Source organism: Rhodobacter xanthinilyticus, assembly GCF_001856665.1.
GTDB classification, from domain to species: domain Bacteria; phylum Pseudomonadota; class Alphaproteobacteria; order Rhodobacterales; family Rhodobacteraceae; genus Rhodobacter; species Rhodobacter xanthinilyticus.
In genome coordinates this window covers 1,340,956-1,358,262 of record NZ_CP017781.1, presented here as the reverse complement: position 1 = coordinate 1,358,262, position 17,307 = coordinate 1,340,956, and the positions used below count along the sequence as shown (strand labels likewise).

At 67.0% G+C, this 17,307-nt stretch carries 13 protein-coding genes and 1 tRNA gene; 7 read left to right on the top strand and 7 right to left on the bottom strand.

The genetic code is table 11. The features are described 5' to 3' along the window. Positions 1–4: 4 nt before the first annotated feature. A complete protein-coding gene (locus tag LPB142_RS06720) occupies positions 5–2,776 on the bottom strand; it encodes a [protein-PII] uridylyltransferase family protein (protein WP_071165897.1) in 2,772 nt (923 codons plus the stop codon). An 89-nt stretch (positions 2,777–2,865) separates the two neighbouring features. On the opposite strand from LPB142_RS06720, the gene LPB142_RS06715 reads away from it, so the two are divergent. The 6 genes from LPB142_RS06715 (at position 2,866) to LPB142_RS06690 (ending at position 9,572) form a co-directional block, all read left to right on the top strand. Continuing rightward, complete coding sequence (locus LPB142_RS06715) at positions 2,866–3,333, top strand: YbaK/EbsC family protein (protein WP_071165896.1); 468 nt, start codon at positions 2,866–2,868, stop codon at positions 3,331–3,333. A gap of 108 nt (positions 3,334–3,441) precedes the next feature. Further along, positions 3,442–3,900, top strand: coding sequence for a DUF2852 domain-containing protein (locus LPB142_RS06710; RefSeq protein WP_071165895.1), 459 nt, complete (start codon positions 3,442–3,444; stop codon positions 3,898–3,900). Between the two features lie 213 nt (positions 3,901–4,113). Then, complete coding sequence (locus LPB142_RS06705; protein WP_071165894.1) at positions 4,114–4,941, top strand: arginyltransferase; 828 nt, start codon at positions 4,114–4,116, stop codon at positions 4,939–4,941. A gap of 190 nt (positions 4,942–5,131) precedes the next feature. After that, complete coding sequence (locus LPB142_RS06700; RefSeq protein WP_068767306.1) at positions 5,132–6,229, top strand: TRAP transporter substrate-binding protein; 1,098 nt, start codon at positions 5,132–5,134, stop codon at positions 6,227–6,229. A gap of 191 nt (positions 6,230–6,420) precedes the next feature. After that, complete coding sequence (locus tag LPB142_RS06695; protein WP_068767307.1) at positions 6,421–7,524, top strand: TRAP transporter substrate-binding protein; 1,104 nt, start codon at positions 6,421–6,423, stop codon at positions 7,522–7,524. A gap of 89 nt (positions 7,525–7,613) precedes the next feature. After that, positions 7,614–9,572, top strand: a complete 1,959-nt coding sequence (locus LPB142_RS06690; protein WP_071165893.1) for a methyl-accepting chemotaxis protein — start codon at positions 7,614–7,616, stop codon at positions 9,570–9,572. Between the two features lie 201 nt (positions 9,573–9,773). On the opposite strand, the gene LPB142_RS06685 is transcribed toward LPB142_RS06690, so the two are convergent. The 6 genes from LPB142_RS06685 to pdxH form a co-directional block, all read right to left on the bottom strand. Beyond that, positions 9,774–10,022 (bottom strand): hypothetical protein, encoded by a 249-nt coding sequence (locus LPB142_RS06685; protein ID WP_068767309.1) that lies wholly within the window; start codon positions 10,020–10,022, stop codon positions 9,774–9,776. A gap of 73 nt (positions 10,023–10,095) precedes the next feature. Further along, positions 10,096–13,779, bottom strand: coding sequence for a vitamin B12-dependent ribonucleotide reductase (locus LPB142_RS06680; RefSeq protein WP_071165891.1), 3,684 nt, complete (start codon positions 13,777–13,779; stop codon positions 10,096–10,098). Positions 13,780–14,462: 683 nt separating this feature from the next. Continuing rightward, positions 14,463–14,539: transfer RNA gene (locus LPB142_RS06675), tRNA-Pro, on the bottom strand. Between the two features lie 52 nt (positions 14,540–14,591). After that, entirely contained in the window at positions 14,592–15,083 is a 492-nt protein-coding gene (locus LPB142_RS06670) for a DUF192 domain-containing protein (protein WP_068767311.1), read from the bottom strand. After that, a complete protein-coding gene (locus LPB142_RS06665; protein WP_068767312.1) occupies positions 15,053–15,589 on the bottom strand; it encodes a cold-shock protein in 537 nt (178 codons plus the stop codon). The genes LPB142_RS06670 and LPB142_RS06665 overlap by 31 nt, the downstream gene beginning before the upstream one ends. Before the next feature lie 140 nt (positions 15,590–15,729). After that, positions 15,730–16,353: a pyridoxamine 5'-phosphate oxidase gene (pdxH, locus tag LPB142_RS06660; protein ID WP_071165890.1), complete on the bottom strand. Its 624-nt coding sequence runs from the start codon at positions 16,351–16,353 to the stop codon at positions 15,730–15,732. A 132-nt stretch (positions 16,354–16,485) separates the two neighbouring features. Here pdxH and fabI point away from each other — a divergent pair, with 132 nt between their 5' ends. Next, positions 16,486–17,307, top strand: a complete 822-nt coding sequence (gene fabI, locus LPB142_RS06655; protein ID WP_071165889.1) for an enoyl-ACP reductase FabI — start codon at positions 16,486–16,488, stop codon at positions 17,305–17,307.

Genomic DNA, 17,307 nt, shown 5'->3' with positions numbered 1-17,307 from the left:
CCATTCACACCAAGGCCGCATCGACGATCGCGGCCACCTCCGTGGTCGTTTCCTCCAGCCGCGCGGCAAGCGCCGCGAGGCTCTCGGCATCGGTCTCGCGCAACAGGAACGCCCTCCCGCCCTCGCCGATCGCCTCCATATCGAGCGGCCGGTCAGTGAGCAACCGCCCCCCCGCCTGCAACCGCCACAGGAACCGATAGGCCGCCGCCAGCGCCTCGCCCTCGGCCTTGCCGATCAGCCCCGCGCGCGGCCCCAGCCGCAGCTGCGCCTCCACCCGCCGGGCCGGATCGCCCGCTCGGAGCGCAAAACTTTGTGCAAGCAGTTCAATATCTTGCAGCCGCCCGGGGCCGATCTTGGCCTCCCAGGCGCCATCGGAGGCCTTGGCGGCAAAAATCCGCGCGCGCATCTCGGCCAAGTCCGGCATCACCCGCGCCTCGCGCCCCTTCGCGCCCAGAACCGCGCGCCGCACCGTCTCGATATCGGCGCCAAGGCTCGCCTCCCCCGCGATCACCCGCGCCCGCGTCAGCGCCAGATGCTCCCAGGTCCAGGCCTCGCCCATCTGGTAGCTCTCGAAACTCTCGAGCGAGACCGCCACCGGCCCCTGCCGCCCCGAGGGCCGCAGCCGCATATCGACCTCGTAAAGCCGCCCCTCGGGCATCGGCGCGGTCAGCGCGGTGATCAGCGCCTGCGTCAGGCGCGCGAAATAAGCGCGCGTGGCCAAGGGCTTGCGGCCCTCGGATTGCTCGACGCCCTGCGCGTCATAGATCACGATCAGGTCGAGATCCGAGGAGGCATTGAGCCGCTCGGCGCCGAGCGAGCCCATCGCCACCACCGCCGCGCCGCGCCCCGGCGCAGGCCCGTGTTTGGCGGCGAACTCGGCCAGAACCTGCGGCCAGAGCCCCGCCACCGCCGCCCCGGCGATCTCGGCATATTGGCGCGCGACCTCGGCCGCGTCGCTCAGGCCGCGCAGGTGATGCACCCCCACGCGGAACTTGAACTCCTTGGCCCAACGCCTTGCCGCATCGAGCTTTTTCTCATAATCGGGCGCGGCCTCGAGCGCCGCGGCGAAACTCTCGGCGAGCCCCGCGGGCCCCGGCCAGGGCGCAAAGAACGACCCGCCGATCACCGCATCGAGCACGCCCGAATTGCGCGACAGATGGGCCGCGAGCGCGGGCGCCGTGGCGCAGATATCGACGATCAGGTCGATCAGCTGCGGGTTCGCGTCAAACAGCGAAAAGAGTTGAACTCCGGCCGGCAAGCCTTTGAGAAAGCCATCGAATTGCCGCAGCGCCTCATCGGGGTTGGCGCTCCGCGTCAGCCGCTTGAGGATCTCGGGCTCGATCCGGCCGAAGATCGCGCAGGCCCGCTCCGAACGCAGGCAGGGATAGCTGCGCCAGCCCTCCACCGTCGCCGCCGCCTCGGGCGAGAGATCGGGCCGGTCCTCGGCCTCGCCGGGGGCGAAAAACGCCCCGGTCAGCGCCTCGACCCGCGCCAGCCGCGCGCCAAGCCGCGCGGTCCAGGCCCCCGCATCGCCCTCGCCCATCATCGCCGCGATCCGCGCCACGCCCTCGGGCGAGGCCGGCAGAAGCTGGGTCTGGGCGTCGTTCACCATCTGGATGCGGTGCTCGATATCGCGGTGCTCGCGGTAATGGCGGGTCAGCTCCTCGGCGACATCGGCGGGCACCCAGCCCTGCGCGGCAAGCGCGCGCAGCCCCCCCACGGTCGTCGGGTCGCGCAGGCTCGCATCGCGCCCGCCGGCGATCAGCTGGCGGGTCTGGGTGAAGAATTCGATCTCGCGGATGCCGCCCTGGCCGAGCTTGATATTATGGCCCGGCACCGAGATCGGGCCGTTCAGGCCCTTGTGGTCGCGGATCCGCAGGCGCATGTGGTGGGCATCCTGAATCGCTGCGAAATCAAGGTGTTTGCGCCAGACGAACGGGGTGAGCGTGCGCAAAAACCGCGCCCCCGCGGCCAGATCGCCCGCACAGGGGCGCGCCTTGATATAGGCCGCGCGCTCCCAGGTGCGGCCCTCGGCCTCGTAATAGAGCTCGGCCGAGGCCATCGAAATGCAGACCGGCGTCACCGAGGCATCGGGGCGCAGCCGCAGATCGGTGCGGAAGACATAGCCGCCCGCGGTGATATCGGAGAGCATCGCCGCCATCTTGCGGGTGACGCGGATGAAGGCGGCGCGCGCGTCCATCACGTCATCCGGGTCGAAGCGGCTTTGATCGAAGAGGCAGATCAGGTCGATATCGGAGGAATAATTGAGCTCATGCGCGCCCATCTTGCCCATCGCGATCGCGACCATCCCGGCGGCGGTCCGGGCGTCTTCGGGCTGCGCGCCGGGGATCTTGCCGCGGCGGATCTCCTCGGCGGTCAGGCGGGTGAGCGCGCAGCCGGTCGCGCGGTCCGCCAGCCGGGTGAGCGCGCCGGTGACCTCCTCGAGCGACCAGACCCCGCCGAGATCGGCGAGCCCCGCAAGCAGCGCGATGCGGCGCTTGGCGCGGCGAAGCTCCTCGGCGAGATCGTCGAGCGCCACCGCGTCGAGCCGGCCAAGCTCCTCGGCCTCGGCCGCCTCCGGCCCCGCCGCGAGCGCCGCGCGCAGCCACTCGGCCTCGCGCGTCATCAGCCCCGCGAGATAGGGCGAACAGCCCGCCGTGCCGCGGATCAGCGCGACGATCTCGGGGGCGAGGTCGGAAAAATCGGCCGCCAGATCGGCGCCACGGTCGGGCTCGAACGGCAGGGGGCAGCGGGTCAGGCGCGATGCAAAGTTCATGGCGCCAGACTACCGCGCGCCCCGGCGCGGTCAATGGGGCTTCCCTCGCGGCCCGGGGCGGCCTAGCAAGGGGCAATCGGAGGACGAGAATGAGCAAATCTCTCAAACGGGTGGCCGAGGCACTGGCGGCGGCGGGGCTTTCGAGCGAGATCCGCGAAGTGGGCGCGGCGCGCACCGCCGAGGAGGCGGCGGCGGCGGTGGGCTGCGGGCTCGACCAGATCGTCAAGTCGATCATCTTCCGCGGCGAGACGAGCGGGCATGTCGTGCTGTTCCTGACGGCGGGCGGCAACCGGGTCAGCGCCGAAAAGGCCAGCGCCGTCGCCGGTCAGGCGCTCGGCAAGGCCGATGCCGGGCTGATCCGCGCCGAGACCGGCTTTGCGATCGGCGGGGTCGCGCCGCTCGGGCATCTGGCGCCGGTGCGCAGCTATCTCGACCCGCGGCTGTGCGCGTTTGATCGGGTCTTCGCCGCCGCCGGCACGCCGCGGCATCTCTTCGACATCGCGCCGGCGGATCTTTTGCGCGTGACCGGCGCCGAGATCGCCGATTTCACCGAATGAGCGCGGCCCGGGCGCGATGTAAAAAACATTCACATCCCTCTTGATCGGCGCGGCGGCCTGCCCATATGATCCAATGTGAAGACGGTTCACATTGTCTTGGAGGTTCCCATGTCCGCCTACGCCTATACCCCTGCCGACGCCCGCCCGGGCCCTCTTCGGCGCGCGCTCGACTGGCTCGACGCCCGCGGCCCGATCTCGTGGATCGTGGTCATGGTCGGCTCGTTCATCTTCGCGGGGCCGCTCGGCCTCGTGGTGCTGGGCTTCATCCTGATCACCGGCCGTTTCGGGAAGGGCTGCAAACGCGGGCGGATGGCCTGCGGCCCGCAGACGGGCTTCACCGTGCTACGCCCGACCGGCAACAGCGCCTTCGAGGCCTACAAGGCCGAGACCCTGGCCCGGCTCGAGCGCGAACAGGGCGATTTCGAAGCCTTCCTGCAGCGCCTGCGCGAGGCCCGCGACAAGGCCGAGTTCGACCAATACATGGATGAACGCGCCCGCGCCGCCGCCGCCCCGCCCGCCATGCCCGAGCAGGCGACCGACGCCGACGGCCAGGCCCCGCGCGCCTGAGCCCTCTCCGCGCCCCTCGCGCCCTTTTCGCCGTCCGCGCCCCCGCGCGGGCGGCATTTTTCTGAAAACCCGCCTCAAATAGCGCGAAAATGCCGCCTTTGGTGCCGCTTGAACGCCGCGCCCGCGCGCCTAGATTAGCCGCAGAGCAAAAGACTTGGCGCGGCGCGGGCTTCTTGATAGCCTCAACCGGCCGACCCTCACGAAGCCCGTTTCATGCGTCATTCCCTCCCGCTGGCCCCACAGTTCTACGTGACCGCGCCGCAAGCCTGCCCCTATCTCGAGGGCCGGGCGGAGCGCAAATTGTTCACGGCGCTGCAGGGCGACGGGGCGGACAAGCTCAACAACGCGCTCTCGCGCCAGGGCTTCCGGCGCTCGCAAAACGTGCTCTACCGGCCGTCCTGCGCCGATTGCATGGCCTGCCTCTCGGCGCGGATCCGGGTCGCCGATTTCACCCCCTCGCGCACCCAGCGCCGGGTCCTGCGCCGCAACGCGGACCTCGCGCGCACCGCCACCAGCCCCTGGGCCACCGAGGAACAATTCGCGCTCTTCCGCCGCTATCTCGACCACCGCCACGCTGATGGCGGCATGGCCGACATGGATATCTTCGAATTCGCCGCGATGATCGAGGAGACCCCGGTCAAGACCCGCGTCGTCGAATATCGCGAGACCGAGGCGAGCCCGGGCAACACCCGCGCGCTCACCGCTGTCTGCCTGACCGATGTGCTCGATGACGGGCTGAGCATGGTCTACAGCTTCTATGAGCCCGACCGGATCGACGACAGCCTCGGCACCTATCTCGTGCTCGACCATGTCGAGATCGCGCGGCGCGCGGGCCTGCCTTACGTCTATCTCGGCTATTGGGTGCCGGGCTCGCGCAAGATGGGCTACAAGGCGAAATTCGGCGCGCTCGAGATCTTCAAGAACGGCCGCTGGCAGGATCTGGGGCGCCCCGAGGACCATTCGGGCGAGACCCATCCGCTCTCGGTCGACCCGATCGCCGAACAGGTCGCGCGCATCGCCTTGCCCGACAGCCGCGGCTGAGCCCCCTCCCCCGCCCCGCCCCCCCTACGGCGACTGCGCACAGCCCGCCCCGCACGACCGTTTATTGCGCAGATATCGCGAGATTTGCACGGATCGGTCTGGACACCGCCCGCGCGCGGTGAGAGGGTTGCGGCGCCCGGCGGACCTCCCGTTTCCCGCCGGCATCCACTGAATAAAGAGAGGATCCCCGATGGATCGCCGTTCCTTCCTGACCAAAGCCGCGCTCGGCAGCGCCGCCGCGACCACGCTGGCCGCCCCTGCGCTCGCGCAATCGGCCCCGAAAATCACCTGGCGGATGACCTCGTCCTTCCCGAAATCGCTCGACACGCTCTGGGGCAACACCGAAGCGCTGTGCAAGCGCGTCTCGGAAGCGACCGATGGCGCGTTCCAGATCCAGCCCTTCGCGGCGGGCGAGATCGTCCCCGGCCTGCAGGCGGCCGATGCGGTCAGCAACGGCACCGTCGAGATGGCCCACACCGTCGGCTATTATTACTGGGGCAAGGATCCGGCCTGGGCGATCGCCTCCGCCGTGCCCTTCGGGCTCTCGGCGCGCGGGCAAAACGCCTGGCATTACTTCGGCGGCGGCATCGAGCTTTACAATGAATTCCTCGCCAAACAGGGGCTGATCGGCTTCCCGGGCGGCAATACCGGCGTGCAGATGGGCGGCTGGTTCCGCAAGGAAATCAACACGCTCGAAGACCTCAAGGGGCTGAAATTCCGGGTCGGCGGCTTTGCCGGCAAGGTGCTCGAGCGCCTCGGCGTGGTGCCCCAGCAGCTCGCGGGCGGCGATATCTACCCGGCGCTCGAGAAGGGCACCATCGACGCGACCGAATTCGTCGGCCCCTATGACGACGAAAAGCTCGGCTTCGTGAAGGTCGCGCCCTACTACTACTACCCCGGCTGGTGGGAAGGCGGCCCGACCGTCCACTTCATGATGAACCTCGACAAGTGGAACGAGCTGCCGGCCTCCTATCAATCGCTGCTGCGCACCGCCTCGCAGGCGATCGATGCGAACATGCTCCAGCAATATGATTACGGCAACCCGATCGCGCTGAAGAAGCTGATCGCCGAGGGCGCGCAGCTGCGCCCCTTCTCGCCCGAGATCCTGCAGGCCTGTTTCGACACCGCCAACGAGGTCTATGCCGAGATCGAGGCCACCAACCCCGATTTCGCCAAGCTCTGGGCCTCGGTGAAGAGCTTCCGCGCCGAGCACTATCTCTGGACGCAGGTCGCCGAATACAACTACGACACCTTCATGATGATGCAACAGCGCGCCGGCCGGCTCTGAGCCGCCCCGCCTTGCAGATGCCTTCCGGCCGGGCCCGAGCGCCCGGCCGGTTGCTTTTTACGCCCGCGCACGCAACTTTCTTGCGCAAACGCTCTGGACAGGCGTTTCCGGTCAGGTAAATTGACCACCGAAGCCGCCCCCGGGGGGAGGACCCATCAGGAGGGCGGCCCGATCGATCATGGGAGGAATCAATGGATCGTCGCTCGTTCATTCGTAAGGGCGCGCTTGGCGGCGCCGCCGCTGCGGCCGCTTCGCTCGCCACCCCGGCACTCGCCGAGGATCTGCCCGAGGTCACCTGGCGCCTCACCTCGTCCTTCCCGAAATCGCTCGACACGATCTTCGGCGGCGCCGAGACCTTCGCCGATTACGTCTCGAAGATGACCGGCGGCAAATTCAAGATCCAGGTCTTCTCGGCGGGCGAGATCGTCCCCGGCCTGCAGGCGATGGACGCGGTCTCGAACGGCACGGTCGAGGCCTGCCACACCTGCTCCTATTACTTCTGGGGCAAGGACGCGACCTTCGCGCTCGGCACCGCGGTGCCCTTCGGCCTCAACGCGCGCCAGCAGAACGCCTGGTTCTACTATGGCGGCGGCAATGATCTGATGAACGAATTCTACGCCGGCCACGGCATTGTCGCCTATCCTTGCGGCAATACCGGCGCGCAGATGGGCGGCTGGTTCCGCAAGGAAATCAGCTCGGTGGACGACCTCAAGGGCCTCAAGATGCGGCTCGGCGGCTTCGCGGGCAAGGTGATGGAACGCCTCGGCGTGGTGCCCCAGCAGATCGCCGGCGGCGACATCTACCCGGCGCTCGAGAAGGGCACCATCGACGCCACCGAATGGGTCGGCCCCTATGACGACGAGAAGCTCGGCTTCTACAAGGTCGCGCCCTATTACTACTACCCCGGCTGGTGGGAAGGCGGCGCGGCGCTGCACACGATGATCAACAAGGAGAAATTCGAGGCGCTGCCCGAGGCCTACAAGGAGGTGATCATGGTCGCCGCCCAGGCCGCCAACAGCGACATGCTGGCCTCCTATGACCAGAAGAACCCGACCGCGCTGAAGATGCTGCTGGCCAATGGCGCGCAGCTGCGCCCGTTCTCGGCCGAGATCCTGCAAGCCTGCTACAAGGCCTCGATGGAGGTCTATGACGAGCTGCTCGCCTCGAACGAATCGTTCAAGAAGATCTACGAGAGCCAGCTCGCCTATAAACGCGACGCCTATGTCTGGGCGCAGCTCGCCGAATACAACTACGACACCTTCATGATGATCCAGAGCCGCAACGGCGCCCTCTGAAACATCCGAATTTCAAGATGTTACCCCGGCCAGCCCCGCGCTGGCCGGTTTTTTCATTCCAGAAACCTTTGTTTCATCCCTTGGATTTAGTGTCGAAGCTGAACGAAAAGGGAATACCGATAAGGCTGTCGAAACTCTACCGGATTCCTGCCCGGATCTACGCCATCGTCCTCATCGCCGCGCTCGCGCTCGCCGGCCTGTCCGAGGGGCTTCTGAAACTCGCGGTGAGCAACGCCTATGACATGCGCGAGACCCATCTGAGCGATGTCACCGATACCGCGATCAGCGCGCTCGCGCATCTGCAAGACGAGGTCGATAGCGGGACGATAACGCTCGAACAGGCGCAGGCCGAGGCGCGGTTGCAACTCACCGCGATGACCTTCGCCGACAGCGGCTATTTCTATGCCCTCGATACCAAGGGCGTCATGCTCGTCCACCCGACGCAGCCCGATTGGGTCAACACCAACAAGCTAGATTATGTCGATGCCAAGGGCACGCCGATTTTCGTCGAGATGCTGAAGCTGGTCGAGGCCAAGGGCAGCGGCATGTTGCGCTATTACTTCACCAAACCCGGCTCGACCGAGACCGAGATGAAGCTCGGCTTCGTGCGGATCTATGAGCCCTGGGGCTGGGTCGTGGGCACCGGCTCCTATGTCTCCGATATCGAGGCCGCACTGGCCCATCTGCGCAAGATCTCGCTCGGGGCGCTGGCGGGGGCGGTGGCGGTGCTGATGCTGATCTCGACGCTGCTGGCGCGCAGCGTGACGATCCCGCTCGAGGCGATCATCCGCCGCATGGGCTCGATGACCGCGGGCGATGCGGCGAGCGCGGTGCCCTTCACCAGCGCGCGCAGCGATATCGGCGACATGGCGCGCGCGATCGACACGTTCCGCGCGGCGCTGATCGAGAAGCAGGCGCTGGAGGAAAGCCGGCGCGAGAAGGATGAAGAGATGCGCCGCGCTGAACAGGCCGCCCAGGCGCGCGAGGAAGAGCTGCGCCAGCGCGAGGCCGCCGCCCAGGAGGACCGCCGCCGGCAAGAGGCCGAGGCACTGCGCGACCGCGAAGCGGCCCGCGCCGCCGCCGAGGTCGAGCGCGAGGCGCAGATGCGCGAGCAAGAACGCGTGGTCACCACCCTTGCGGCAAATCTCAAGGCGATGTCCGAGGGCGATCTGACCGTTGCGATCGTCGAGAGCTTCCCGCCGGGCTATGAACAGCTGCGCGTCGATTTCAACGCCGCCGTGACCCGCTTTGCCGAACTCGCCGGCGCGATCATCGAGACCGGCGACGAGATCCAGTCGGAAGCCGCCAGCCTGAACAACGCCTCGACCGAGCTTGGCCGGCGCACCGAGACCCAGGCCGCCTCGCTCGAGGAAACCGCCGCCGCGATGAACGAGATCGCCGCCTCGGTCGACAGCTCGGCCGACGGCGCGCGCAATGCCGCCCGCGCGGTGGGCAAGACCCGCGACAAGACCGCGCTCGGGCGCGATGTCGTGAAACAGACCCTGACCGCGATGAACGACATCGCCCACAGCTCGGAAAAGATCTCGCGGATCACCAGCGTGATCGACGATATCGCCTTCCAGACCAACCTCCTTGCGCTCAACGCCGGGGTGGAGGCCGCGCGGGCGGGCGAATCCGGCCGCGGCTTCGCGGTCGTCGCCTCCGAGGTCCGCGCGCTGGCGCAACGCTCCTCCGAGGCCGCGCGCGAAATCGCCGAGCTGATCAGCACCTCCGAAGCGCAGGTCAAATCGGGCGTGACGCTGGCGAGCCAATCCGATGACGCGCTCGGCGCAATCGGCGATCTGGTCTCGGAACTCGACAGCGTCATCAAGACCATCGCCGCCTCCGCCGCCGAGCAATCGGTGGGCATCTCGGAGGTCACGACGGCGGTGAACCAGCTCGATCAGGTCACCCAGCAAAACGCCGCGATGTTCGAGGAAAACTCCGCCGCCGTTCAGGCCCTGCTGGCCCAGGCCCGCGCCCTCAAACAGCTCAGCGCGGTCTTCACGATCGACGCCGAGGCCCGCGCCATGCGCCTCGCGTCCTGACCGCGCCCCCCCCCGCGCACGCGCCACGGGCCCCGCATCCGGGCGCGCGTGCCAAACGGCCAGCGCCCCGCCAAACCGAAATCGGCCCCCTCCGTTGCCGAAGGGGGCCAGTCTCGTCGATCAGGCTCATTCCTTGACCGCCCGAGCCGTTTGTTGCCTGGGCCTTCTCGACGTCTGGGGCGAGCGCACCCGCCCCGGATCTCAATGCAGCGCCTGACGCCCGCCGCTGAGCAGCGTGACGGTGGTCGAGGCCCCCGCCATACGGATATCGGTCACGTCGAGCGCATGGTGATCGAGATCGCCGCCGATCACCTCGATCGAGGCGCCGCCACGAAAGGTCGCATCGAGCACCGAGGTCAGCGCCTCGCCCACCAACTGCGCCTCGATCCCGCCGGGGATCCGCCGCAGCGCCTGAACCGTGACACGTTTATTTCCGACGATCAGCTCCACCGAGCCCTCCGTTAGCCACCCGCGCGAGCCCCCCCGCGCGGAAAGTTTCATTGATTTCCGACCCTTGCGCGGATCAGCTACAGCCGCTCGTGCCGCCGCAGGTGTTGCACTTCATGCAGGTTCCGTTGCGCACGAGCGTATAGTTGCCGCATTCGCCGCAGGCCTCGCCCTCATAGCCCTGCATCTTCGCCTTGGCGCGCGCATCCATCGCCACCACGCCCGAGGCGATCGAAGTGCTCGCGGTGACCGAAACCGTCGTCGCCGTCTCCGGCACGAGCGTGTTCAGCGCCGCGATCGGATCGCCGCCCGCGAGCGCGGTCGCAGCCCCCCCTTGCAGCACCACCAGCTCCTGCGGCAGGCGCTTGCGCAGATAGCCCGTCGAGGAGATCTGGCGCAGCACTTCGAGCGATTTCGACGCCGCGGTTTCCTCCACCGGCTTGATGTTGCGCTTGCCCTCGTCCTTGCCACCGCCGAGCTCGTCAAAGCTCGCGCCTTGCGGTTTGACATGGGCCAGATCGGTGCGGTCGAGATAGCTCACCGCCAGCTCGCGGAACACATAATCGAGGATCGAGGTCGCGTTCTTGATCGAGTCATTGCCCTGCACCATGCCCGCGGGCTCGAATTTGGTGAAGGTGAAGGCGTCGACGAATTCCTCGAGCGGCACGCCATATTGCAGCCCGACCGACACCGCGATGGCGAAATTGTTCATCATCGCGCGGAAGCCCGCGCCTTCCTTGTGCATGTCGATGAAGATCTCGCCGAGCGAGCCATCGTCATATTCGCCGGTGCGCAGATAGACCTTGTGGCCGCCGACCACCGCCTTCTGGGTATAGCCCTTGCGCCGCGCGGGCAGCTTCTCGCGATGCGAGCGGACGATTTCCTTGACGATGATCTTCTCGACGATCTTCTCGGCCAAGGTCGCGGCCTTCTCGGCCTGCGAGCCCGAGGCGAGGATCTCCTCGGCCTCCTCGTCATCCTCGACCAGCGCGGAGGCGAGCGGCTGGCTGAGCTTCGAGCCGTCGCGGTAGAGCGCATTGGCCTTGATGCCGAGCGACCAGCTCAGCTCATAGGCCGCCAGCGTCTCCTCGATCGAGGCGGAGTTCGGCATGTTGATCGTCTTCGAGATCGCGCCCGAGATGAAGCTCTGCGCGGCGGCCATCATGCGGATATGGCTCTCGACCGAGAGATAGCGGCGCCCCTTCTTGCCGCAGGCATTGGCGCAGTCGAAGACGACGTAATGCTCGGGCTTGAGGAAGGGCGCGCCCTCGAGGGTCATCGTGCCGCAGACATGGTCGTTGGCGGCATCGACCTGGGCCTTGGTGAAGCCGAGGTGGCGCAAGAGATCGAAGGTCGGGTCGGCGAGCTTCTCGACCGGGATGCCGAGCGTTTTGGCGCAGAATTCCTCGCCGAGCGTCCATTGATTGAAGACGAAGCGCACGTCGAAAGCCGAGGGCAGCGCCGCTTCGATCTTCTCGATCTCGCGCGGGCCGAAGCCGTGGCCGATCAGCGCGGTGTGGTTGATCCCCGGGCAATTGCCAAGCGAGCCATGGCCCACCGCATAGGCGATGATTTCCTCGATCTGGCTCGAGGGATAGCCCAGCGCCTCGAGGGCGGCCGGCACCGAACGGTTGATGATCTTGAAATAGCCGCCGCCCGCGAGTTTCTTGAACTTCACCAGCGCGAAATCGGGCTCGATGCCGGTGGTGTCGCAATCCATCACGAGGCCGATCGTGCCGGTCGGCGCGATCACCGAGACCTGCGCGTTGCGGAAGCCGTGTTGCATGCCGAGCTCGAGCGCCTCGTCCCAGGCGTGGCGCGCGAGTTCGGTCAGCGTCGGGTCGGGGCAATTGCCCAGATCGAGCGGCACGGGTTTCACCTCGAGCCCCTCATAGCCGTTCGATTTGCCATGCGCCGCGGTGCGGTGGTTGCGGATCACCCGCAGCATATGCTCGCGGTTCTTCGCATAGCCCGGGAAGGGCCCGAGCTCGCCCGCCATCTCGGCCGAGGTGGCGTAGCTCACGCCGGTCATCACCGCGGTGAGCGCGCCGCAGAGCGCCCGGCCCTCGTCGCTGTCATAGCCAAGGCCCATGGTCATCAAAAGCCCGCCGATATTGGCGTAGCCGAGCCCCAGCGTGCGGAAATCATAGCTGCGCTGCGCGATCTCGCGGCTGGGGAATTGCGCCATCGTGACCGAGATCTCGAGCGTCACCGTCCAGAGCCGGGTGGCATGGACATAGGCATCGGCGTCGAATTTGCCACCCTTGTAGAAGGTCAGCAGGTTCATCGAGGCCAGGTTGCAGGCCGTGTCGTCGAGGAACATGTATTCCGAGCAGGGGTTCGAGCCGCGGATCGGCCCGTCCTCGGGGCAGGTATGCCACTCGTTCACCGTGTCGTGGAACTGGATCCCCGGGTCGGCGCAGGCCCAGGCGGCATGGCCGACCTGATCCCACAGATCGCGCGCCTTGACGGTCTTGGCGACCTTGCCGTCGGTGCGGCGGATCAGCTCCCAATCGGCATCGTCCTTCACCGCCTTGAGAAACGCGTTGGTGACGCGCACCGAGTTGTTCGAATTCTGGCCCGAGACCGAGATATAGGCCTCGCTGTCCCAATCGGTGTCATAGGTGGGGAATTCGATCGAGCTGTAGCCCTGACGGGCATATTGCAGCACGCGGTTGATATAGGTCTCGGGGATCATCGCGCGCTTGGCCGAGCGGATCGCGGCTTTCAGCCCCTCGTTCACCGCCGGGTCGGTCGCGCCCGCCTCCGAGCCATCGAACGCCCGGATCGCGTCGAAGATCTTGTTGAGCTCGCGCTCATGCATCTTCGAGCCCGCGACGAGGCTGGCCACCTTCTGCTCCTCGATCACCTTCCAGTTCACGAAGGCCTCGATATCGGGGTGATCCATGTCGCAGATCACCATCTTGGCCGCGCGCCGCGTGGTGCCGCCCGATTTGATCGCCCCCGCCGCGCGGTCGCCGATCTTCAGAAAGCCCATCAGCCCCGAGGATTTGCCGCCCCCCGAGAGCCGCTCGCCCTCGGCGCGCAGGCTGGAGAAGTTGGTGCCGGTGCCCGAGCCGTATTTGAAGAGCCGCGCCTCGCGCACCCAGAGGTCCATGATCCCGCCCTCGCCGACGAGATCGTCCTTCACCGATTGGATGAAGCAGGCATGGGGCTGCGGGTGTTCATAGGCCGAGGCCGATTTGGTCAGCGCGCCGGTCTTGAAATCGACGTAGTAATGGCCCTGGCTCGGGCCGTCGATGCCATAGGCCCAATGCAGGCCGGTGTTGAACCATTGCGGCGAGTTCGGCGCGGCCATCTGTTCGGCCAGCATGAAGCGCATCTCGTCATAATAGGCGCGGGCATCCGCCTCGGACGAGAAATAGCCGCCCTTCCAGCCCCAATAGGCCCAGGCGCCGGCGAGCCGGTCGAAGACCTGCTTGGCCGAGGTCTCGCCGATGAAGCGCGCCTCTTCGGGCAGGGCGGCGAGCGCCTCTTCATCGGGGATCGAGCGCCACAGGAACTCGGGCACGCCCTGTTCGGCGACGCGTTTGCGCGCGGCCGGCACGCCCGCCTTGCGGAAATATTTCTGCGCGAGAACGTCGGAGGCGACCTGGCTCCAGCCCTCGGGCACCTCGACCTGATCGTTGCGGAACACGATCTTGCCATCGGGGTTGCGGATCTCCGAGGTGGTCGTGGTGAAAGCGATCTCACCATAGGCGCCGGTGTCGGCCTGCGTGAACTTGCGTTCGATCTTCATCTGCCCTGTCCCTACGTTCTCAAAGACTGTGCGGCTGCCCGCTCGGGACAAATTTTCCCCGCCTCTTTCAGCGGCGCCGAAAGAGTGGCCCGACCCTGAGGGATCGACCTGAGAGGAAGACTGTCCCGCCGCGACCCCACTATATGTGGTAGTTTTCTGGCCCGCCCCCACAAACTGGCGAGGTTCGCGCAGAGGGTCAATAAAACTTTCTCGGCTTGGAGTGGGTTTTTTCGTTTGACGGGCAAAAGCGCAAGAGCCTGGAAATTAACCTTTTGATTCATCCACAAGGGCCCCCGGGGGCGCCGCAGCGCGGCAAGTGCCGCAAATTCCTTGATTCATTCGCCTCGGCTGGCCGCGCGCAGGGGCGGGAAAATTTCCATCCACATGGTGCGGATTTCTGTGGATGGATCGCGGCGCCCCGCCAAAGCCCTGCGGCGCAGGACCGCAGCCCGCCCGCGCAGCCGGTTTTGCCCAAATTCTGCGCAGCGAGTCCCGGGAATCGGATGGGGAGATTCGCCCCGAGCCGCCCCAAGATGCGGGCCCCGCCCCCAGATCTTGGGGCGCGCGGGCCGGGCTCTACCATTTGAGACAGTCTCGCCGCAGGGCCGCGCGAGACACCTGCGGCGGCGGCGCCGTGACGGGAGGGGAGGGGATGTCGGGGATGTCGATGGGAGGGGAGGAACTGGTCGGGGCGAGAAGATTCGAACTTCCGACCTACGGTACCCAAAACCGTCGCGCTACCAGGCTGCGCTACGCCCCGACCCCGCCTTCCTATCCGGCCTCGGCGCCGAGGGGAAGCCCCGATGCGCCGCTCAGCGGCAGGGCCAGGCCGCGCTGGCCGGCGCGATCGCGGGATGGGCGAGAACCGCGCCCGGCGCGAGGCCTTGCGCCGCCGCCTGCCCGCCCGCGATCTCGAGCACGAAGCGCACCGGCGCGCCCGAGGGGATCGGGGTTTCGTCGAAAGGCACCGCGCGCGGGTGCACGCGCACCACCTGCCCCGCGGCATTGATGAACAGCATGTCGAGCGGCGCGGGCGTGTCCTTCATCCAGAAGGCGACGGGCCGCTCGGTCTCGTAGACGAAGAGCATCCCGGCGCCGGGCGCGAGCGGGGCGCGCCCCATCAGCCCGCGCGCGCGCTCGGCCGGGTCATCGGCCAGCTCGATGTGAAACACCCGCTCCTCGCCATCGGCGCGCTTGATCCGGGCCAGATCGCTCTCGCAGGCGGGCGCCGCCGCCGCGGCCTGTGCCGCGAGGATCAGCGCCGCGGCGGCACTCAGGCGCCGCTGCGCGCTGCGGCTTCCCAAGACACCACCTGCGCCGCCATCCGGCCGCGTTTGCCCTCGATCACCCGCAGGCACACCGCCTCGCCCGGGCCGAGATCGGCAAAGCCCGACCGGCGCAGCACCTCGATATGCACGAAGACATCCTCGGAGCGGCCGAACACATTGGCAAAGCCGAAGCCCTTGACCTTGTCGAACCATTTGACCCGCGCGGGCTCGAGCGGCATCGCCGCGATCACGTCGGGGTCGGCATCGCCCAGATCCTCGATCGGCGCGATCCGGCCCTCGCCCTCGGGCGGCTCGATCTCCAACACCTCGACCGCCTGCGCGCCGCGCGGGGTCGATTGCACGAGCACGACGATCCCGGCATTGTCGGCCACCGAGCCCTGCCCGAAGTTGCGCAGCACATTCGCGTGGAGCAAGATATCGGGCCCGCCCGCCCCGTCGATGATGAAGCCGAACCCCTTGCCCGGGTCGAACCATTTGACCCGCCCGCGGACCTCCCGCATTTGCATCGGCGCCTGTTCCATCCTCAAGTTCCTGTCGCGTTCCCCGGGCCCTACACCCGTCAAAGCCCCCCCGGCTGCGAGTCAGTCTCACAGGAAGCTCGGCGGATTCAAGCAGAAAAAGTATGGTTTTCATTACCGCAGCATTTCACGAAGCGTGAAATTCAGGGGTTCAGGCGGGTCACCGCCCAATCTGACGCTGGGTCAGCGCGGCGCCAGCGGAAGCGGTCATGCAGCCGGAAGGCGCCATCGGCCCAGAATTCGATCTCGAGCGGCGTGATCCGGTAGCCGCCCCAGAACGGCGGGCGTTTCGGGCTCGGGCCATGAGCGGCGGTGACGCGCGCCACCTCGGTCATCAATGCCGTGCGGGACGCCAGCGGCTGGCTCTGATGCGAGGCCCAGGCGCCGAGCCGCGATTTCAGCGAGCGCGAGGCATAATAGGCATCCGCCTGCGGCCCCTCCTCGCGCGTCACGATCCCGCGCACCCGGATCTGCCGGCGCAGGCTCTTCCAATGCATCACGAAAGCGGCCTTGCCGGCGCCCTCGATCTCCTGCGCCTTGGCGGAATGATAGTTGGTATAGAAGACGAAGGCCCCGCCCGAGGGCGTCTCGCGGCCCTCGATTTCCTTGAGCAGCACCATCCGCACATTGGGCAGCCCCTCGGCATCGACCGTCGCGATCGCCATCGCGTTCGGGTCGTTCAGCTCGGTCTTCTCGGCCTCCTCGAGCCACCGCATCGCAATGGCAAAGGGGTCATCGCCCGCGAAAATCCCGGTTCTGTCGCTCATCGCCTGGCTCCTCTGTGCGCCGCTTCCCCGGCGTCAATTCCATACCACAGCCGCACCCGGGCGGCCTTGATGCGCCTCAAGCTTTGTCCTAATGCTGGGCCACTTACCAGAGGGAAGCGTGAGGTAATTCAGATGGCGAACACCCTTATGGCCGGCAAACGCGGGCTGATCATGGGTCTGGCGAACGACAAGTCGATCGCCTGGGGGATCGCGAAAGCGCTCGGCAATGCCGGGGCGGAGCTTGCGTTCTCCTATCAGGGCGAGGCGCTGAAAAAGCGCGTCGAACCGCTCGCGGCCCAGCTTGGCAGCGATATCCTGGTCGAATGCGATGTCGCCGATCAGGGCTCGCTCGATAGGCTCTTCGAGACGCTGAAAGAGAAATGGGGCACGCTCGATTTCGTCGTCCATGCGATCGGGTTCTCGGACAAGAACGAGCTGCGCGGCCGCTATGTCGATACCTCGCCCGCGAATTTCGCGATGACGATGGATATTTCGGTCTACAGCTTCACCGCGGTGTGCAAACGCGCCGCCGAGATGATGCCGAATGGCGGCTCGCTCCTGACGCTGACCTATTACGGCGCCGAGCAGGTGATGCCGCATTACAACGTGATGGGGGTGGCCAAGGCCGCGCTCGAGGCGTCGGTGAAATATATCGCCGAGGATCTGGGCAAGCTCGGCATCCGCTGCAACGCGATCTCGGCGGGCCCGATCAAGACGCTCGCGGCCTCGGGCATCGGCGATTTCCGCTATATCATGAAGTGGAACGAGCTGAACTCGCCCTTGCGCCGCAATGTGACGCAAGAAGAGGTCGGCAAGGCCGCGCTCTATCTGTGCTCGGATCTGGGCTCGGGCACCACCGGCGAGAACCTGCATGTCGATGCGGGCTATCATGTCGTCGGCATGAAGGCGGTGGATGCGCCCGATATCGACGTGGTCACCGGCCGGAAGGACTGA

What these genes read in the sequence shown, in the direction of transcription:
- LPB142_RS06720 (WP_071165897.1), bottom strand. Translation starts at nt 2,776, where the DNA reads ATGAACTTTGCATCGCGCCTGACCCGCTGCCCCCTGCCGTTCGAGCCC.
- LPB142_RS06715 (WP_071165896.1), top strand. Translation starts at nt 2,866, where the DNA reads ATGAGCAAATCTCTCAAACGGGTGGCCGAGGCACTGGCGGCGGCGGGG.
- LPB142_RS06710 (WP_071165895.1), top strand. Translation starts at nt 3,442, where the DNA reads ATGTCCGCCTACGCCTATACCCCTGCCGACGCCCGCCCGGGCCCTCTT.
- LPB142_RS06705 (WP_071165894.1), top strand. Translation starts at nt 4,114, where the DNA reads ATGCGTCATTCCCTCCCGCTGGCCCCACAGTTCTACGTGACCGCGCCG.
- LPB142_RS06700 (WP_068767306.1), top strand. Translation starts at nt 5,132, where the DNA reads ATGGATCGCCGTTCCTTCCTGACCAAAGCCGCGCTCGGCAGCGCCGCC.
- LPB142_RS06695 (WP_068767307.1), top strand. Translation starts at nt 6,421, where the DNA reads ATGGATCGTCGCTCGTTCATTCGTAAGGGCGCGCTTGGCGGCGCCGCC.
- LPB142_RS06680 (WP_071165891.1), bottom strand. Translation starts at nt 13,779, where the DNA reads ATGAAGATCGAACGCAAGTTCACGCAGGCCGACACCGGCGCCTATGGT.
- LPB142_RS06665 (WP_068767312.1), bottom strand. Translation starts at nt 15,589, where the DNA reads ATGGAACAGGCGCCGATGCAAATGCGGGAGGTCCGCGGGCGGGTCAAA.
- pdxH (WP_071165890.1), bottom strand. Translation starts at nt 16,353, where the DNA reads ATGAGCGACAGAACCGGGATTTTCGCGGGCGATGACCCCTTTGCCATT.
- fabI (WP_071165889.1), top strand. Translation starts at nt 16,486, where the DNA reads ATGGCGAACACCCTTATGGCCGGCAAACGCGGGCTGATCATGGGTCTG.